The organism is Actinoplanes sp. NPDC000266 (assembly GCF_042899005.1).
Classification (GTDB): domain Bacteria; phylum Actinomycetota; class Actinomycetes; order Mycobacteriales; family Micromonosporaceae; genus Actinoplanes.
The window spans coordinates 46,552-64,316 of the sequence record NZ_JBIAZI010000013.1; the positions used below are offsets into that span (position 1 = coordinate 46,552).

Here is a 17,765-nt window from a genome sequence, read left to right on the forward strand (position 1 = left end):
AGGGAAAGGAGGTGTCGGCGTCGTCTTGACGCGCTTTGACCCCTGATGTGACGGATGATGTGATCATGACGCAGCCGGATCTCAATCCCGACGACTACCCGCCGATCGATCCGCGGGAGCCCGTCCCCGACGACGTCGGCGAGCTGCTGCCGGGAGCGCCGGACGAGCTGCCCGAGGCGCCCGTCGAGCCGATGCCCGGCGACGGCGACGAGGGCGGCGGCGACGAGGGTGGCGTCCGCGAGCCGGCCTGACCGCGGCCGGCCCGCCCGGCCGGTTCACAGCGGGGCGCGCCAGGTCAGCAGGGAGCCGGTGCCGGAGGGGGCCACTGTCACCTCGAAGGAGCCGGAGAGGTCCTGGGCCCGGTCGGACATGTTGGCCAGGCCGCCCCGGGCCAGGGACGGATCGAAGCCTATGCCGTCGTCCTCGATCTGAAGGATCACCTCGTCGCCGGTGGCGCGCAGGGAGACCCGGCAGGACGTGGCCTGGGCATGGCGGGCCACGTTGGCCAGCGCCTCGCGGAGGACGGCCAGGAGCTCGGGGACGACGTCGTCGGGGACCGCGCTGTCGACCGGGCCCGTGGTGTCCAGGACGGGGCGGAAGCCCAAGGGCTCGGCGGCCTCCTGGACCGTCTTGCTGATCTCGGCGCGGAGGGACGGGCCGACCGGGGCCCGCAGCTCGAAGATCGAACGGCGGATGTCTCGGATGGTGGCGTCCAGGTCGTCCACCGCCGCGTTGATGCGCTTCACCGCCTCGGGGCGGCCGGCGTGCGCGACCGCGCCCTGCAACTGCATGCCGGTGGCGAACAGGCGCTGGATGACCACGTCGTGCAGGTCGCGGGCGATGCGCTCGCGATCCTCCAGCACCACCAGCTGTTCGCGTTCCTCCTGGGCCCGGGCCCGGTCCAGGGCCAGCACGGCCTGACCGGCGAAAGTGGACAGCAGCACCGCGTCCTCGGCGTCGGGAGCCCGGTCGGCGGGCTGGGTGACGATCAGGACGCCCCGGCGGGAGCCGGCCGCGGCCAGCGGGGCGGCCAGCGCCGGGCCCGACGGGACGGGGCCGGGCCAGTCGGCCGCGGCGGCCAGGTTGTCGATGGTGTCGTGGCCGGAAAGGTCGGCGGCCACCGCGCGACCCTCCAGGGTCCGGCAGTCGGCGCTCAGACCGTCGGCGGCCTCGATGGTGTAGCGGGCGGCCTGTTCGTCGTACAGCAGGACCATCGCCAGTTCCGTGTCGGCCACCTCGCGGGCCCGGCGGGCGATCAGGCGCAGGGCCTCCGTGCGGCGGACGGTTCCCAGCAGGACGCCCGTGATCTCGGCGGCGGCCGCCAGCCAGCGCTCGCGGCGGCGGGCCAGCGCGAACAGGCGGGCGTTGTCGATGGCCACGCCGGCCGCGGCGGCCAGGGCGACCACGATCTCCTCGTCGTCGTCGGAGAACTGGTCGGCGCCCTGCTTCTCGGCCAGGTAGAGGTTGCCGAAGATCTGGTCCCGGGTGCGGACGGGCACGCCCAGGAAGCTGTGCATCGGCGGGTGGTGCGGCGGGAAGCCGTACGAGTTGGGATGGCGGGTGATGTCCGGAAGCCGCACGGGGTGCGGGTCGGTGATCAGGAGGCCGAGGACACCCCGGCCGTGCGGCAGGTCGCCGATCGCGGCGTGGGTGGCCGGATCGATGCCGTGGGTGATGAAGTCGGACAGGCCCGAGCTGTCGGCGTTGAGCACGCCGAGCGCGCCGTACCGGGCGCCGGCCAGGGCGCAGGCCGACTCGACGATGCGCTGCAGGGTGCTGCGCAGGTCGAGGTCGGTGCCGATGCCGACCACCGCGTCGAGCAGGGCGCGCAGGCGCTCGCGGCTGGTCATCACCTCGCCGACGCGGTCCAGCATCTCCTTCAGGAGCTCGTCGAGGCGTACCCGGGAAAGCGGGCGAAGCCCGAGAGAAGGCAGGTCGGGAGTGCTGTCGGCCATGCCGCACACCCTATTCGGTGGCCGGCTCAGCGACGGCGGGCGGACCGCTCGAAAAAATCGCCTCATTTATGTTTATATCGGTCTAGGATGGTTGACGAGGGGGAACTCGCCGCCTGGCGCTTTCCGCCGGGACCGAGGGGACCGTCCACCATGCTCAAGGAGTCCACGAGTCCGGCCGGATCGAGCGCCGAGGCGCCGCCGGGTCCCGCCACGCCGGCCTGGTCCGAGACCTATCTCGGCGGCAGCCCGGAGGCCGAGCGGGCCGTCTTCGAGCGGCTGGCCCGCGACGTCATGAAAGTCCAGCTCCGCACCCGGAAAGCGGCCGGCGCGCACGGCGTCCCGCACGCTGTCGACCGTGCCTTCCACGCCAAGGCCACCCTCGCCGCCGACGACGCCGAGCTCAGGTTCCTCGATCTGCCGGAGGACCTGCGCACCGGATTCGCCCAGCCGGGCGCCGCCTATCCCGTGGCGGTGCGCTTCTCCAACGCCGCCGGGAAGACCCAGCCCGACCTGGTGCCCGACCTGCGCGGGGTGGCGCTGCGGATCATCGTGTCGCCGGACGAGCAGCACGACCTCCTGGCCACCAACTACCCCGTGTCGCACGCTCGTGACGCCGGGCAGTTCGTGCGGTTCGCCGTCGCCACCGCCGGTGACCGGCTGTCCCAGGTGGCCGGGCTGTTGCGGCTCGCGATCACCGACGGGCCGTCGGAGACCCAGCGGATGCTCGGCAACATCCAGGCCGGTCGGCGCCGGAAGGTGCTCAGCGTCGCCACCGAGACGTACTGGAGCCGCGGCGCCATCGCCTGGGGTGACGGCCTCGCCGTCCGCTATCTGCTGCGCCCCGCGCCCGGCACGCCGCCCGGATCCGAACCGGCCTGGAACGATCCGGACCACCTCGCCCACGAGGCGGCACGGCGGCTCGCGGCCGGGCCGATGCGCTTCGAGTTGTGCGTCCAGCGGTTCCGCGACGAGGCGACCACGCCGATCGAGGACACCGCCGTCTCCTGGACGCCCCGCGACACTCCGGTCGAGCCGGTCGCCATCCTCACCGTGCGGGCCCGCGCCGAGCCGGCCGCGCTGAACGGCCTGGACTTCAACCCCTGGAACACCACTGACGGCTTCCGGCCGCTGGGCAATCTCAACCGGGCGCGCAAGGCGGCGTACGACGCCAGCGCGGCCCACCGTCGCCAACTGCGATGGCAAGGCGAGACCCCGGTGCGGAACGTGGTCGTGGGCGCCGCGGTGGGCTCGGCGCTCAAGCTCGTCAACCGGTTCGTGCCCTGGCACCGCCTGGGCGTACGGCTCGGGCTGCTCAATCTTCAGGTGCTGCGCCAGGACCTGCGCCGGGCCAACCTCATCGACACCGAACCGCGGGAGGCCCCGCCGGCCGCCCGCCCGGTGCCGGCGGCGCCGGACGAGACCGCGCGGGTCTGGCGCACCTACGACGGCACGTCGAACGACCTGTCCGATCCGCGCATGGGTTCGGTCGGCTCCACGTTCGGCCGCAATCTGCGGGCCGACTACCGGGCGGATCTGTTCGACGAGCCCAACCCCATCGTGGTCAGCCGGGAGCTGCTGTACCGCGAGACGTTCCGCCCCGCGCCGTCGATGAACCTGCTGGCCGCGGCCTGGATCCAGTTCCAGGTGCACGACTGGGTCAACCACGCCCGCCATCCGCTGGGCAGGAACGACGTCGTCGTGCCGCTGCCGCCGGGCATGCCCGGATGGTCGAACACCCCGGGCGGGGCGCCCGAGCCCCGCATGCGCATCGCCGGGAACATCGCCCAGGGCCCGGCCGGGCCGGACGGGACCGAGCGGCTGTTCTCCAATGCCGCCTCCCACTGGTGGGACGGGTCCGAGGTGTACGGCGGGGACAAGGCCGGCGCGGACGCGCTGCGGGACGGCGCGAAGTTGCGGCTGACGGCCGGAGGACACCTGCCCCAGGATCTCAACGGGCAGGAGGTCACCGGGTTCAACGAGAGCTGGTGGCTGGGCCTCAGCGGCCTGCACACGCTGTTCGCCCGGGAGCACAACGTGATCTGCGACGAGTTGCGCTCGCACTACCGGGGCTGGAACGACGAGCGGGTCTACCAGACCGCCCGGCTCATCGTGTCGGCGCTGATCGCGAAGATCCACACGGTGGAGTGGACACCGGCGATCCTCGGCACCGAGACGATCGACGTGGGCCTCAAGAGCAACTGGAACGGGCCGCCCGCGCACGACTGGATGACCCGGCTCGGGATGTGGCTCGTCGACCAGCACGCGAACACGGGCATCCCGGGGACGATGCCGGACCACCACGCCGCCCCGTACTCGCTGACCGAGGATTTCGTCACCGTCTACCGGATGCATCCGCTGCTGCCGGACGAGTACGTCTATCGCGACCACCGGACGAACGAGATCCTCGACCGCCGCGGCTTCCTCCAGATCCAGGGCAACGCGGCCGATGACGAGCTGCGCGCGCTCGGGCTCGAGAACATGCTCTACTCGTTCGGGCTGTCCCATCCGGGGGCGATCACCCTGCACAACTATCCCCGGGCGTTGCAGGAGCTCGAGCGCGACGGCGAGCGGATCGACCTGTCCGTCGTCGACCTGGTCCGCACCCGGCGGCGGGGAATCCCGCGCTACAACGACTTCCGGGCCGGGCTGCACAAGCCGCGCCTGGAGCGCTGGGAGGACCTGTGCGCCGATCCGGAGTCGGTCCGGCGGTTGCGCGAGGTGTACCGCGACATCGACGAGGTCGACACCATGGTCGGGCTGTTCGCCGAGACCCCGCCCGAGGGGTTCGGATTCTCCGACACCGCCTTCCGCGTCTTCATCCTGATGGCGTCGCGCCGGTTGCAGAGCGACCGCTTCCTCACCGTGGACTTCCGGCCGGAGATCTACTCACCGTTCGGCCTCGACTGGATCGCGAACAACGGCATGACCAGCGTGATCCAGCGGCACTGCCCGGACCTCGCGGCCGTCCTCCCGCGGGACGCGAGCGCCTTCGCGCCGTGGCGGCCGGTGCCGGAGCCGCCGGCGCGTGGCGGAAGCGGCGCGAAATGACCGACCGGCGGACGGCGGCCGGGTTCGACACCCTGTTCGACCAGCCCCTGCTGGAGACGGTCTTCCGCCGGCGCACCCATCGGGTCAGCCAGGGCAGTTCGGTGCCGGCCGGCTCCATGAGCTATCAGTCGGCCGAGCCGCGGCACCCGTTGAGCGAGCTCGAAGAGGCGGTCCTCATCGCGCTGACCGGCTGCACCGGGCTCACGATGCCCGACCGTCCGTTCACCGATCCGCGCGACGGCGCGCCGATCATGGCCAAGCCCAACCTGACCATGGCCGGGCGGACCGCCGGCAGCCCGGACAACGCCCAGGGCACGTCGTTCTTCCTGATCAATGACAGCGGGACCTACTTCCTGCGCCACCTGCCGCCGCCGGCGGACGGTGGCTCACTGCTCGACGCCGACACGCTGATCGCCCGGGCCCGGGCGGCGAAGGTCCGCGTCCTGGACCACCGCATCGACGTTCCGGGCGGCAACCGCGACTTCCCGGCCTACCTGGACTCCAACCGGTTCCTGTCGAACCTTCCGGGCACCACCGTCCTGTTCCCGGTGGTCGACCTGTCCCGGCAGTACATCAACGGGATGATGTATCTGCTGACCCAGCCCGCCGGCGCCCGGCCGGCGATCGTCGACGACCGCAACTTCTACCGGATGGCCGGGGTGAAGGAGTGGGTGCGCAACGGCTTCCTGAACAAACGGATCAAGCTGCCGCTCGGGGCCATCGGGCCGATGCGCACCCAGATCGAGGCCGATCTGCTGCTGCAGAACCTCATGCTGGGCGCCGAGGCGATGGGGCTGGGCGCCTGGATCCACGGCGCCATCTCACCGCCGGTCCTGCTGGGGCACCCGCAGTACCGCAAGACGTACGGGCCGATGCTCGGCTTCGAATGGGTGGTGCCGGAGTGGAGACCGGCCGACCTGCCGCGCTGGCACATCCCGCTGCCCTGGTTCGCGCGGGCGCGGGCCCACCCCGTCGGCCTGCGCCACCAGGGCGAGTACCTGATCAAGGCGATGTGCCCGCCCTACTACGACAGCATGGCCGACGCGGTGGCCGCGGTCGTGGCCGACAAGTTCGGCCCGGACGGGATCTACTCCGACCACGCCCTGTTCGACCGCGTCTACAAGGGCGAGTTCGGCCGCAAATACCTCGCCGAGGCCAGCGACTACGCGGCCGACGTGATCGCGTGCACGACCGACATCTGCTCGTACATCTACGAGACCCACCGGCGTTTTCCGGCGCACTGCGAGGCGATCCACGTGCCGGGCGTGTGGATCCAGGCCCACCACGTCGACGAGCCGTACTACGAACGGTTCTTCCAGGGCGGGTTGACCGGCGCGCACCGCGAGCACGACCAGCGCTGGCACGCCTCATGACGTCTCGGCGGCCATAGCCACCCGCCAGGTGGCGGCGAACGAGGCGCCCTGAGTGCGGAAGGTCCATTCGCCGGGCCGGCCGGTCGGCTCCGCCCGCTGGACCGCCGCCGTCGCCGAGTTCTCCGCCATGCCCTCGAGCTCGGCGCCGCCCGCGGGACCGTTCGGCCCCAGGAAACGCTCGCTGTTGTGCACGTAGAGCGTCACCGGGCCGGATCCGAGGACGGCCTGGACGTAGAGCTGCTTGCGGTACACCACGTTGTCGGAGAAACCGATGCCGAACGCGTCGCGCTCGCTCAGATAGATGTCGAGGCGGAAGACCGGGTCGCGGGAGCCGGCCAGGTTGGCGTCGAGCCACCCCTCCCAGATCAGCCGGTCCGGGCCCGCCCACGAGTTCGTCCGGTCGCCGCACTCGGCCAGCGGCCGGCTGAGCTCGGTGTCACGGTCGGGGAGCGGATCGGCGAGGCGCCGGTCGTGGAACGGCCCGTAGCAGTTCTCCGCCTCGGCGCTCTGGTGGAACAGCTCGAAGTCGACGTACAGCGGTTTGATCGACACCCCCAGATAGAACTCGCTCCGGCCGAAGTGGTCTCCTCCGCTGCTCACGTCCGCGTCGTCGAGCCACAGACACACCCGGTGGGTACCGTGGAAGAAGCGCATCGCGATCTCGTACGCCTCGCGGGAGGTCACCAGAGAGTCGCGGCCACCGTGGCACTTGTGCACGAAGGTCCGGGGCGAGCCCGGCAGCTGGGCCGACGCCTGTTTGACGAGACCGTCGCTGCGGTTGTTCTCGAGCGACCCCTCGTCGAACAGGCCGGCGACCCGGTTGGCCAGCGTGGCCATCCGGGTGCCGTAGCTGCGGTAGTCGGTGCCGACGACGGTCAGGATGCGCCTTGGGTCGAACCGGGAGGCGACCTCGAGGAACGCCGTCCGGCACGGGTCGAACGCCGCGAGCTCGTCCCCGGCGTCGCACGAGCGGGGGAGGAGGTCGCCCATCCAGCGGGGCAGCAGGTTGAAGGCGATGCCGCGGTGCGGGGTGCCGAGCGTGACGATCCGGTGCACCATGTCCCGCGCGTCGATCCCGGCCTCGGTCATGTTCTTGAGTGCGGCGTTCACCACGAGGCCGCCCATGCTGTGGGCCAGGATGTCCACGCCGCGGAACGTCTCGCCCCGTCGGGCCGCGCATTTCGCGATGATGTCGATGAGGCGGGCCAGCCCGGCGCCGAAACACTCGATGGTCCTCGGGCGGAGGTCGTAGAAGCGGTACACCCACATCGTCCCGGCGACGCCGGCCTCGAGAATCCGCGCACCGGCCGAGGCGTCCACGGCGACGGACCCGCTGAGGACCGAGGCGTCGAAACCGCAGTCGTCCGGCGGCGCCGCGCAGTTGCCGTCGGCGTAGTAGCCCACGACGTTCGTGGCGTCCCGATAGGGATACCGCTCCGCCTTCATGGCCCGCAGCACGAAGCCCTCGTAGATGTAGTTGTCGCCGCGCCGCCCGGGATAGACCGTGCCGTCGTTGAATCCCTGATAGCCACTCGCCTGTACGTCACCGACGTCCGCGCCGCCGAAGCCGCGAACCAGCACCAGTGGCCGAAGGTCGCCTTGCCGCATGATCGGTCAACTCCTCTGATCGGTGCCTAGAACCTGATCCCGGGCAGGAACAGCGAGAACACGCTTGCGATGAGCGGTGTGAGAACCGCGTAGTTGGTGCGCAGCGACTCCCACGGCCCGCGCGGCAGTTGCAGCAGCCGTTCGGTGCGGTCCCGGTTGCCGTGCCAGGCCTCGTCGGGGACGCCGACGGCGGGCACCGGGCACAGGGCGTCGCGCAGTTGCCGCTTGTATTCGTTGAAGCCCGAATAGACCGGCAGGTAGAGGAAGGACAGCACCACCGTCAGCAGCAGCCCGTAGAGGACGACCAGGCCGACCGGGAACACACTGGTCTTCGGCGCCTGGGCCAGGTAGGCGATCCGGAACGCCGCGACGTCGACGATCGACACGACCACGACCGCGCTGATCATCAGGAGGATCTTCTGCAGGGTCCGGTTGAAGTAGAGGACGTCGGAGATCAGCTGTCCCGCCTGCGGCGAGTCGGGGCGCTCCAAGGTGTCCGCGACGTGGGCACGCGAGATCCACCATCGGATCCGCCAGAGGCTCACCAGCCCGGGAGCGAGCGTGATGAGCATGCTGAGGTGCAGCAGCATCCGGCGCAGACCGTTGCCGTGCAACCCGCTGTGGATCGTCGGGTAGATGAACTCGGCGATGCGGAAGATGCCGGCGACGATCAGGATCGCCACGAAGGACGTCCACACACATCCCACGCCGACCCGCGACCGGATCTCGGCGCGGATGATCCACAGGGCGCTGAAGAGGTTCAGCCGCAAGGCGATCTCGAAACCGACCACGGCGCTCCAGATGGCGAACTCCGGAGTGTCGATGAAGTGCTGGCTCCGGGGTGTGGCTCCCGAGCCGAGCCGGGCGATGCCGCAGCCGGCGGCGAAGCCCACCAGGGTCATCGCGGCCGTGTCGAGTCCAGCCCGTTGTACGTGCTGATACACGTTTTTCATGTTTTGCCTCAGTCGTGGCCGTCTGCCCGGTTCGACTGCAGAGTATCGTGCGAAACACTTTGATATAGGACATAAGCCAACTAGGGTCTTTCGGCCCTTGGTGTGCCGGCGCCCGCGCGATAGGAATGAAGCGTGATCCGAGTCTTCCTCCTCGACGACCACGAAGTCGTCCGCCGCGGCCTCATCGACCTCCTCCAGGCCGGCGGTGACATCGAGGTGGTCGGCGAGTCCGGGTCCGCGCAGGAGGCCGCCCGCCGCATTCCGGCGCTGCGGCCCGACGTGGCCGTGCTCGACGCGCGGCTGCCCGACGGCAACGGCATCGACGTGTGCCGTGACGTGCGAGCGGTCGACTCGTCGATCAAAGGGCTTATTCTGACCTCGTACGAGGATGACGAGGCCCTCTTCGCGGCGATCATGGCCGGGGCGTCGGGTTACGTGCTGAAGGAGATCCGCGGCACCGACCTGGTGGACGCGGTGCGCCGGGTCGCGGCCGGGCAGTCGCTGCTCGATCCGGCCGTCACCCAGCGGGTCCTCGAGCGCATCCGCAACGGTGTCGAGCAGCCGCGCGAGCTGGCCGGGCTCACCGACCAGGAACGCAAGATCCTCGAGTTCGTGGCGCAGGGGCTGACCAACCGCGAGATCGCCTCCCGCATGTTCCTGGCCGAGAAGACGGTGAAGAACTACGTGTCGAGCATGCTGGCCAAGCTCGGCCTCGAGCGCCGCACGCAGGCTGCGGTGCTGGCCACACGTTTGCTCGGAGACAAGTAAGGCTGGGTAGTCTGCCCGCGTGACAGGCGACGGCGGGCTGTTCGGACGGCAGCGGGAGCTCGGCGAGCTCGACCGCCTGCTCCGCGACATCCGCGAGGGGCGCAGCCGGGCGCTGGTCCTGCGAGGCGAGGCCGGCAGCGGCAAGAGCGCGCTGCTCGATGAGTTGGCCCATCGCGCCACCGATGGCGCCGGGTGCCGGGTTGTTCGGGCGGCTGGGGTCGAGTCCGAGTCGGAGATCGCGTACGCGGGGTTGCAGCAGCTCTGTGCGCCGCTCCTGGAATATCTCGATCATCTGCCGGCGCCGCAGCGTGGGGCCCTGGCCACCGCGTTCGGGCTGGTCGCCGGGCCGGTGCCGGAGCGGCTGCTGGTCGGGCTGGCCGTGCTCGGGCTGCTCGGTGAGGCCGCGGCCCGGCGACCGCTCGTCGGTGTTGTCGATGACGTTCAGTGGATCGACGCCGCCTCGGCGAGCATTCTCGTCTTCGTGGCCCGGCGGCTCAGCGTGGAGTCGGTCGGGCTCGTCCTGGCCGCCCGCGAAGCCGGCGCGGTCACCGGGGCCGCCCGCGGGTCCGGCGCGGCCGCCGGGCTGCCCGAGCTGCATTTGTCCGCGCTGGCCGACGCCGATGCCCGGGCTCTGCTCGACGTGGTTCTGCCCGGGCCGGTCGACGCCCGCGTCCGCGACCGGATCGTCGCCGAGGCCGGCGGGAATCCCCTGGCGCTGCGGGAACTGCCGCGCGGGCACACGCCGGCTGATCTCGCGTTCGGCTTCGGCGCGCACGTGGGGGAAGGCGCGTATGCCGGGGAAGGCGCGCACGCCGGGGGTTCGGTGGCCGATCGGGTCGAGGCCGGGTTTCGGCGGCGCATCGGGGAGCTGCCCGAGAAGACCCGCCAGCTGCTGGTCACCGCCGCGGTCGAGCCCATCGGCGACATCGGGCTGCTGTGGCGGGCGCTCGACCGGCTCGGGCTCGGCCCCGAGCACGCCGAACCGGCCGAGGCCGGGCAGTTGATCGAGCTCGGCACCCGGGTGCGGTTCCCTCATCCGCTGATCCGGTCGGCCGCCTGGCGGTCCGGCAGCGTCGCCGATCTGCGCGCGGCCCACGCGGCGCTCGCCGCCGTCACCGATCCGGGCGCCGAGCCGGACCGGCGGGCCTGGCACCGGGCGCACGCCGCGGCCGGGCCGGACGAGGAGATCGCCACCGAGCTGGAGAAGTCGGCCGGTCGGGCCCTCGGCCGCGGCGGCTGGTCGGCCGCCGCCGCCTTCCTCCAGCGGGCCGCCGAGCTCACCCTCGACCCGGCTCGCCGGGGCGTATTGCTCGTCGACGCGGCCGCCGCCCAGGCCGGCGCCGGGTCCTATCCGCTGGTGCCCGAACTTCTGGGCGCGGCCGAACTGGCCCCGCTCGCTCCCCTCGAACGGGCCCGCGCCGAGCGGGTGCGCGCCGAGGTCACCTTCGCGCTGCACCACGGGCGCGACGCCGGGCCTCCGCTGCTGGCCGCCGCCCGGCGGCTCGAGACGCTCGACCCGGTCGCGGCCCGGGACGCCTTCCTCATGGCGTTCGGGGCGGCCATGTACGCCGGCCGCTTCGGTGGTGACGATCTGCGCCTGGCGGCCGAGTCCGCCCGTACGGCCGGGGATGCCTTTTCCGACCGCCTGCTGGCCGGGCTCAGCGCATGGGTGCTGAAGGGCCGGGACGCCGCGGTGCCGTTGTTCGACCGCGCTCTGGCCGCGGTGGGCGACGACGTCCCGGATGTGTGGCTGGCCGCCGGTGTGGCCCACGAGATGTTCCGGTTCGACCTGGCCTACCGGATGAGCGAGCGGGCCGTCCGCTCGGCGCTCGGCACCGGCGCGCTGTCGCTGCTGCCGGCCTCCCTGGCGATCTGGGCCAACGCGCTGATCGACGCGGGACGGCTCGGCGACGCGGCCGGCCTGCTCGACGAGGTCGACGCCGTCACTTCGGCCACCGGCGCGTCGGTCTACCAGCTGTCCCGGCTCAACCTGGCCGCCTACCGGGCGCCGCGGGCCGAGGCCCTCGCCCTGTTCGACGAGAAGGGCCGCGACGCGGCCGAACGCGGCGACGGACGGCTGCACGCGCTGACCGGGCTGGGCCGCGCGATCCTCCACAACGGACACGGCGACCACCGGGCCGCGATGGAGGCGGCGCGGGACATGGCCTCGTACCGCGACCTCGCCCTGAACCATTGGGCGCTGCGCGAGCTGGTCGAGGCGGCCGCGCACGCCGGCGAGACCGAGGTCGCCGCCGGCGCCTGCGCGGAACTGCGGGAACGGACCACGGCGACGCCGACCCGGGCCGCGCGGGGAGTGCAGGCGCTCGCCGACGCGCTGACCGGGGACACCGGCCGCTTCCGCGAGGCCGTCGACCTGCTCGATGTCACGGAGACCACGACCCAGGCCCAAAGGGCGAGATTGCTGTACGGCGAGTGGCTGCGCCGGTCGAACCGCCGCACCGAGGCCCGGGCCGAGCTGCGCGCGGCCTACGAAGGCTTCACCGCGATGGGCGCCACCGCGTTCGCCGAGCGGGCGGCTCGCGAACTGGCGGCCACCGGTGAGGCCGTACGGTCAAGGAAAACGGACGGCCGTGACGCGCTGACGCCGCAGGAAGCCACCGTCGCCCAGCTCGCGGAGGCCGGCCGCACCAACACCGAGATCGCGTCGGCGCTGTTCCTCAGCCCGCGCACGGTCGAGTGGCACCTGCGCAAGGTGTTCGGCAAGCTCGGGATCGCGTCACGGCGCGAGCTGGCCGCCGCCCTGGGCCGTCCGCGATAGGTGGCCCTGCCGGTCCCAGGACGACCAGGACGCTTACCGTCCGGCCGGTCCGGGCCGACCCTTGATCTCATGAACAACTTCGAGGTCAACCGCATGGGGTACGGGGCGATGCAGCTCGCCGGTCCGGGCGTCTTCGGCCCGCCGCGCGACCACGACGAGGCGATCGCCGTGCTCCGCACCGCCGTCGAGCTGGGCGTCGACCACATCGACACCGCCGACTTCTACGGCCCGCACGTCACCAACGAGCTGATCCGGGAGGCGCTCGCGCCCTACCCGGACGGCCTGCGGATCGTCACCAAGGTCGGCTCGGTGCGCGGCGAGGACGGCGCCTGGCTGCACGCCCGCCGGCCTTCGCAGCTGCGCGAGCAGGTGCACTCCAACCTGCGCACCCTCGGCGTCGAGGCTCTCGACGTGGTGAACCTGCGCGTCGGCGGCGGCGCCGACGGCCACTCGCCGGTGCCGGGCTCGATCGCCGAGGAGTTCGGCGCGCTGGCCGACCTGCGCCGCGAAGGCCTGATCAGGCACCTGGGCCTGTCCGTGGTCGACGAGGCCCAGGTTGAGGAAGCGCGGGGAATCGCGCCGATCGTCACCGTGCAGAACTGGTACAACGTCGCCCACCGTGGCGACGAGAAGCTGATCGCCACGCTCGGTGAGCAGGGCATCTCGTACGTTCCGTTCTGGCCGCTGGGCGGCTTCAACCCGCTGCAGTCGCGAGTGCTCGACACGGTCGCGGCCCGGCTCGGTCACCAGCCGAACGCGGTCGCCCTGGCCTGGCTGCTCCACCAGGCGCCGAACATCCTGCTCATCCCGGGCACGTCGTCCGTAGCGCACCTGCGCGAGAACATGGCGGCCGCGTCGCTCGAACTGCCGGCGGACGCGCTGGCCGAGCTAGAGCGCGTCGCGTAGCTCGCGGCGGTTGGCCACGGCGAGCTTGCCGAAGATCTTACGCAGGTGCCACTCGACCGTGCGGGAGCTCAGGAACAGCTCGGCGCCGATCTCCGCGTTGGTCTGGCCGTCGCGGGCGCGGCGGGCGATCTGCCGCTCCTGCGGGGTGAGCCGGGTCGCGGCCTTCGGGGCGCCACCCCGGACCGTCTCGCCGGTCGCGCTCAGTTCCCGGCGGGACCGCGTGGCGAACGCGTCGGCGCCGAACGAGACGAACATGTCGTGAGCGGTGCGCAGTTGCGTACGGGCGTCGGCGGCGCGGTCCTCCTGGCGCAACCACTCGCCGTACACCAGATGGGCCCGGGCCAGGGAGAAGGCGCCGCGGCAGCGGGCCAAGCGGTCGATCGCCTCGCGGTAGAGCTCCTCGGAGCCGGTGATGAGGGCACGGGCGCGCGCCTCGGCGCCGAGACCCCAGTCGGTGCCGCTCGGCTCGGCGCGGGCGGCGATCCGCTCCAGCGCCCGCCCGGCCGCCGCACGGTCGCCGGCGCGGACGGCGGCCTCGGCCAGCTCGACCAGGGCCCAGTTCGCAAACCCCGTTTCCAAGGGGTACGCCGTGGCGCGCTCCGCCGCCGCGAGAGCCTCCGCGAAACGGCCGAGCCCGTTGAGCAGCACCGCGTTCGACAGATGCACCACGGTCAGCACGGCGCCCTCGTGCCGCGCGGTCACGGCGGCGGTGACGAGTGGCGTCAGCCGGGCCACCTCGGCCTCGCGGCCCTGCCAGCCGGCCACGGCCAGCGCGGCCACGTCGGGCTGGACGTTCCCGGTCGCGGCCCCGACGACCTGCACCTCCTCGACCAGGGCGGCGGCCTGGGCCAGCTCGCCCTGGTGCAGGTGCAGGGCGAGGCGCTGGTAGAGCAGGTACGACATGCCGGCGAGCGCGCCCGCGCCCCGGGCCAGCCGCAGATGGCGGTGGGTGAGGGCCTGCCACACCTCGTCGTCCCAGACGGCGTGCGCGGCGTGCGACACCACGTAGATCAGGTGGATGGCCTCCTCGGCCGCGACGTCGCCCCGGCGCAGATCGGCCAGCGCGCGCCGCACGAGGGGCGCGCCCGCCCCGAACCCGTCGGTGAAGAGCAACGCCAGCCCGTCGAGCAGCAGGTCGGCCGCGCGGGTCTCAGCTTGCGGGCGCGGAGCCGTACAAGCGGCGGCGGCCACCTCGGCCAGACCGGCCGACCCGGCGAAGCGGCCGACCAGGACGGCGCCCGAGAAGGCCTCCAGATATGTGTCCCGGGAACGCGTCACGTCGAGCGGGGCGAAGCGGCGGGCCGCCTCCAGCAGCAGGGCCGGCGCCTCCTGGCTGCGGCTGGGGGAGGCGAACGCCATCTGCGCCCGGAGCAGGTCGGCGCGGGCCGCCCGCAGCTCGTCGTGCGGGCCCGCCTGGGCGCGGTTCAGCAGAGCGGACGCCTCGTCGAGGGACCCGGCGAGATAGGTCGCCCGCGCCGCCGCGAGGTCACGGTCGGCCCGGCGTACGGAATCATCTGTCAGCTCCGCCGCCTGCTGAAGAAACGCCGCCGCCGCGGCCAGCCCGCCCCGGGCCTGCGCGCGGCCGGCCGACGCCTCCAGCTCGGCCGCCACCTCCTCGTCGGTGCCCTCGGTGGCCTGCGCGTGATGCCAGGCCCGGCGGTCGGGGTCGGCCTGAGGATCGGTCGCGGCGGCGAGGGCGGCGTGGACGCGGCGACGGTCGGCGGCCGCGGCCGAGCGGTAGACCGCCGACCGTACGAGCGGATGCCGGAACACCACCCGGACCCCGATCTGCAGCAGCCCCGCCACCTCGATCTGATCGGCGTCGGCCCGGCCGATGCCCAGCTCGGCGGCGGCCCGCCACAGCAGCGCCGAGTCGCCGACCGGATCGGCCGCGGCCAGCAGCAGCAACAGCCGGCCGGCGGAGGGCAGGTCGTCGACCCGGTGGGCGAAGCTCTCCTCGACGCGGCTCCGGAGATCCGGCACGGCGAAGCCGCCGGCCCGGCCACCCGGCAGCTCCAGCAGGGCCAGGGGATTGCCGCGGGCCTCGGCCAGGATCGCCTCGCGCACGCGTTCGTCGAGGGGCCAGCGCACGACCGAGGCCAGCAGCGCGCGGGCCTCCGGATCGCGCAGGCCCTCGATCCGCAGCTCGGGGAGGCTGCGCAGGTTGTGCAGGGCGTCCGGGGCCGGAGTCCGTACCGCGAAGATCATGACGACCGACTCGGCCAGCAGCCGCCGGGCCACGAAGGCCAGGGTCTGCGCCGACGCGTGGTCGAGCCACTGCGCGTCGTCGATCACGCAGATCAGCGGCGTGCCGGTGGCCGCCTCCGACAGCAGCGACAGCACGGCCAGGCCGACGAAGAACGGCTCGGGGGCGACGCCGTCCCGCAGGCCGAACGTGGTCCGCAGGGCGTCGCGCTGCGGCTCGGGCAGCTTGCCGAGATGGTCGAGCAGCGGGGCGCAGAGCTGGTGCAGCGCCGCGAACGGCAGCTCGCGCTCGGCCTCCACACCGTCGACTTCGATTTTCTGTACGCCGTCGGTTCCGGCCGCTTCGCGCAGAAGCGCGGTCTTCCCGACGCCCGCCTCGCCCAGCAGCACGAGCACGCCGCTGCGCCCCGACCGGGCGGCGTCGATCAGGCCGGTCAGGACGGCCTGCTCATGCGCCCGTCCGCGCAGCGTCGTCACCTGATCACCCTAACCATCACGCGGTGGGGAGGTATCGATTGGCATGGCCGCAGACATTGCTGTTGATCGATGTCTGATGGTGGGCTACGGGTATGAGACGACGCTTTGGCTTCCTGACAGCGCTCGTGCTGCTCGGCTCGGCCTTTCTCGTGGCCGGACCGGTCTCGGCCGCCCCGTCCGGCTCCGAGATTCCAGGGCAGTTCGAGGTGTACGACGTGAGGACCGCCGCCCAGCGCAACGCGATCGCCCGTGCGGGCGCGGCCATCGACGCCATCCAGCACGGCGTAGCCGAGATCACGGCCACCGGCCGTGAGGTGCGCGAGCTGCAGCGGCAGGGCTTCACCGTGCAGCCGGTGCTGACGACGCTGGACTTCCCGCCCTCCGACGCGCCCTACCACAACTACAGCGAGATGATCGCCGACGTGAACCAGGTGGTGGCCGCCTATCCGGCGATCGCCAGCAAGCGGGTCATCGGCAAGTCGTACGAGAACCGCGACATCGTGGCGGTGAAGATCTCCGACAACGTGGGCACGGACGAGGCGGAGCCGGAGGTCCTGTACGACGCCAACCATCACGCCCGCGAGCACCTGACGGTCGAGATGGCGATCTACCTGCTGAAGCTGTACACGTCTTCGTACGCCTCGGACACCCGGATCCGGAACATCGTGAACTCCCGCGAGATCTGGATCGTGCCGTCGGTCAACCCCGACGGGGCGGAGTACGACATCGCGACCGGCAGCTACCGCTCATGGCGCAAGAACCGCCAGCCGAACAGCGGCTCGTCGGCGGTCGGCACCGACCCGAACCGCAACTACGGCTACAAGTGGGGCTGCTGCGGCGGTTCGTCGGGAACGCCGTCGTCGTTGACCTATCGGGGGCCGTCGGCGTTCTCGACGCCGGAGACGAGGGCGATCCGCGACTTCGTGAACAGCCGGGTGGTGGGAGGCCGCCAGCAGATCGGGGCGGCGATGGACTTCCACACGTACTCGGAGCTGGTCCTCTGGCCGTTCGGCCACACAACGGCCAACACGACGACGGGCATGACGGCCGACGACTACAACACGTTCTCGACGTTCGGCCGCCAGATGGCCGCGACGAACAGGTACACGCCGGAGCAGTCGAGTGACCTCTACGTCACGGACGGCGACCTGCTGGACTGGCTGTGGGGCACCCACAAGATCTTCGCGTACACCTTCGAGATGTACCCGACGAGCGCGTCCGCCGGCGGTTTCTACCCGCCGGCCAGCGTGATCACGCGGGAGACGACCCGCAACAAGGAGGCGGCCTTGTTGCTGGCCGAGGTGGCCGACTGCCCATACAAGGTGATCGGCAAGCAGTCCACATACTGCGCCGCAGCCTGACCCCGTCCACTCGCGGCCGGCCGATCATCTGATCGCGCCGGCCGCCCGGCGCTCGCCCCTTCATCGCCCGCACCCGTTTCCTCGCGCCCGCGCCCGTTTCCTCGCGCCCGCGCCCGTTTCCTCGGGCCCCGCGCCCGTTTCCTCGCGCCCCGCGCCCACCTTCCTCGCGGCCCTCGCCTTGCGCTCCGATTTCCCCGCCCCGCGTCCAGTGCCTCCCGCCCCGCGCCTCTCGCCCCGGGTCCCGCGCCTCTCGCCTCGCGTCCGGCGCTTCCTCGTGCCGTCCCTTCTCGCGTGTTCCTCGCGCCGTCTGCCCGGCCCCCGCCGCGCCTCCG

General features: G+C 72.1%; 10 protein-coding genes and 1 pseudogene. 7 read left to right on the top strand and 4 right to left on the bottom strand.

From position 1 onward, the window contains the following. Positions 1 to 65: 65 nt before the first annotated feature. On the top strand, positions 66 to 251 hold the full coding sequence (locus ACFY36_RS41330) for a hypothetical protein (RefSeq protein ID WP_499751380.1): 186 nt from the start codon (positions 66 to 68) through the stop codon (positions 249 to 251). A gap of 24 nt (positions 252 to 275) precedes the next feature. Here ACFY36_RS41330 and ACFY36_RS41335 read toward each other — a convergent pair whose 3' ends face one another. Next, positions 276 to 1,955: a GAF domain-containing sensor histidine kinase gene (locus ACFY36_RS41335; protein ID WP_499751381.1), complete on the bottom strand. Its 1,680-nt coding sequence runs from the start codon at positions 1,953 to 1,955 to the stop codon at positions 276 to 278. An 87-nt stretch (positions 1,956 to 2,042) separates the two neighbouring features. On the opposite strand from ACFY36_RS41335, the gene ACFY36_RS41340 reads away from it, so the two are divergent. Next, positions 2,043 to 5,003 (top strand): peroxidase family protein, encoded by a 2,961-nt coding sequence (locus ACFY36_RS41340; RefSeq protein WP_499751382.1) that lies wholly within the window; start codon positions 2,043 to 2,045, stop codon positions 5,001 to 5,003. Further along, positions 5,000 to 6,376 carry a hypothetical protein gene (locus ACFY36_RS41345; protein WP_499751383.1) on the top strand — a complete coding sequence of 459 codons (1,377 nt, stop codon included), beginning with the start codon at positions 5,000 to 5,002 and terminating at the stop codon, positions 6,374 to 6,376. Before ACFY36_RS41340 ends, ACFY36_RS41345 begins: the two co-directional genes overlap by 4 nt. On the opposite strand, the gene ACFY36_RS41350 is transcribed toward ACFY36_RS41345, so the two are convergent. Together ACFY36_RS41350 and ACFY36_RS41355 are read right to left on the bottom strand one after the other, a co-directional pair. Beyond that, on the bottom strand, positions 6,371 to 7,984 hold the full coding sequence (locus tag ACFY36_RS41350) for an esterase/lipase family protein (protein WP_499751384.1): 1,614 nt from the start codon (positions 7,982 to 7,984) through the stop codon (positions 6,371 to 6,373). The genes ACFY36_RS41345 and ACFY36_RS41350 overlap by 6 nt on opposite strands. A gap of 26 nt (positions 7,985 to 8,010) precedes the next feature. Then, the gene (locus tag ACFY36_RS41355) at positions 8,011 to 8,937 is read right to left on the bottom strand and encodes a hypothetical protein (protein ID WP_499751385.1); all 927 of its coding nucleotides are present in this window, start codon (positions 8,935 to 8,937) and stop codon (positions 8,011 to 8,013) included. A gap of 132 nt (positions 8,938 to 9,069) precedes the next feature. Between ACFY36_RS41355 and ACFY36_RS41360 the strand changes: the two genes are divergently transcribed. The 3 genes from ACFY36_RS41360 to ACFY36_RS41370 all read left to right on the top strand — a co-directional run bounded on the left by ACFY36_RS41360 (position 9,070) and on the right by ACFY36_RS41370 (position 13,390). After that, positions 9,070 to 9,705 carry a response regulator gene (locus ACFY36_RS41360; RefSeq protein ID WP_097328517.1) on the top strand — a complete coding sequence of 212 codons (636 nt, stop codon included), beginning with the start codon at positions 9,070 to 9,072 and terminating at the stop codon, positions 9,703 to 9,705. Between the two features lie 19 nt (positions 9,706 to 9,724). After that, positions 9,725 to 12,484 carry an AAA family ATPase gene (locus ACFY36_RS41365; protein ID WP_499751386.1) on the top strand — a complete coding sequence of 920 codons (2,760 nt, stop codon included), beginning with the start codon at positions 9,725 to 9,727 and terminating at the stop codon, positions 12,482 to 12,484. 69 nt (positions 12,485 to 12,553) lie between these two features. Further along, the gene (locus ACFY36_RS41370) at positions 12,554 to 13,390 is read left to right on the top strand and encodes an oxidoreductase (protein WP_499751387.1); all 837 of its coding nucleotides are present in this window, start codon (positions 12,554 to 12,556) and stop codon (positions 13,388 to 13,390) included. Here the strand turns inward: ACFY36_RS41370 and ACFY36_RS41375 are convergent. Further along, the gene (locus tag ACFY36_RS41375; protein WP_499751388.1) at positions 13,373 to 16,072 is read right to left on the bottom strand and encodes an AAA family ATPase; all 2,700 of its coding nucleotides are present in this window, start codon (positions 16,070 to 16,072) and stop codon (positions 13,373 to 13,375) included. The genes ACFY36_RS41370 and ACFY36_RS41375 overlap by 18 nt on opposite strands. Before the next feature lie 92 nt (positions 16,073 to 16,164). Between ACFY36_RS41375 and ACFY36_RS41380 the strand changes: the two are divergent. Beyond that, a pseudogene (locus tag ACFY36_RS41380) lies at positions 16,165 to 17,421 on the top strand (M14 family metallopeptidase); the annotation flags it as partial. Between the last annotated feature and the right edge of the window lie 344 nt (positions 17,422 to 17,765).

What these genes read in the sequence shown, in the direction of transcription:
- ACFY36_RS41330 (WP_499751380.1), top strand. Translation starts at nt 66, where the DNA reads ATGACGCAGCCGGATCTCAATCCCGACGACTACCCGCCGATCGATCCG.
- ACFY36_RS41335 (WP_499751381.1), bottom strand. Translation starts at nt 1,955, where the DNA reads ATGGCCGACAGCACTCCCGACCTGCCTTCTCTCGGGCTTCGCCCGCTT.
- ACFY36_RS41340 (WP_499751382.1), top strand. Translation starts at nt 2,043, where the DNA reads ATGGTTGACGAGGGGGAACTCGCCGCCTGGCGCTTTCCGCCGGGACCG.
- ACFY36_RS41345 (WP_499751383.1), top strand. Translation starts at nt 5,000, where the DNA reads ATGACCGACCGGCGGACGGCGGCCGGGTTCGACACCCTGTTCGACCAG.
- ACFY36_RS41350 (WP_499751384.1), bottom strand. Translation starts at nt 7,984, where the DNA reads ATGCGGCAAGGCGACCTTCGGCCACTGGTGCTGGTTCGCGGCTTCGGC.
- ACFY36_RS41355 (WP_499751385.1), bottom strand. Translation starts at nt 8,937, where the DNA reads ATGAAAAACGTGTATCAGCACGTACAACGGGCTGGACTCGACACGGCC.
- ACFY36_RS41370 (WP_499751387.1), top strand. Translation starts at nt 12,554, where the DNA reads ATGAACAACTTCGAGGTCAACCGCATGGGGTACGGGGCGATGCAGCTC.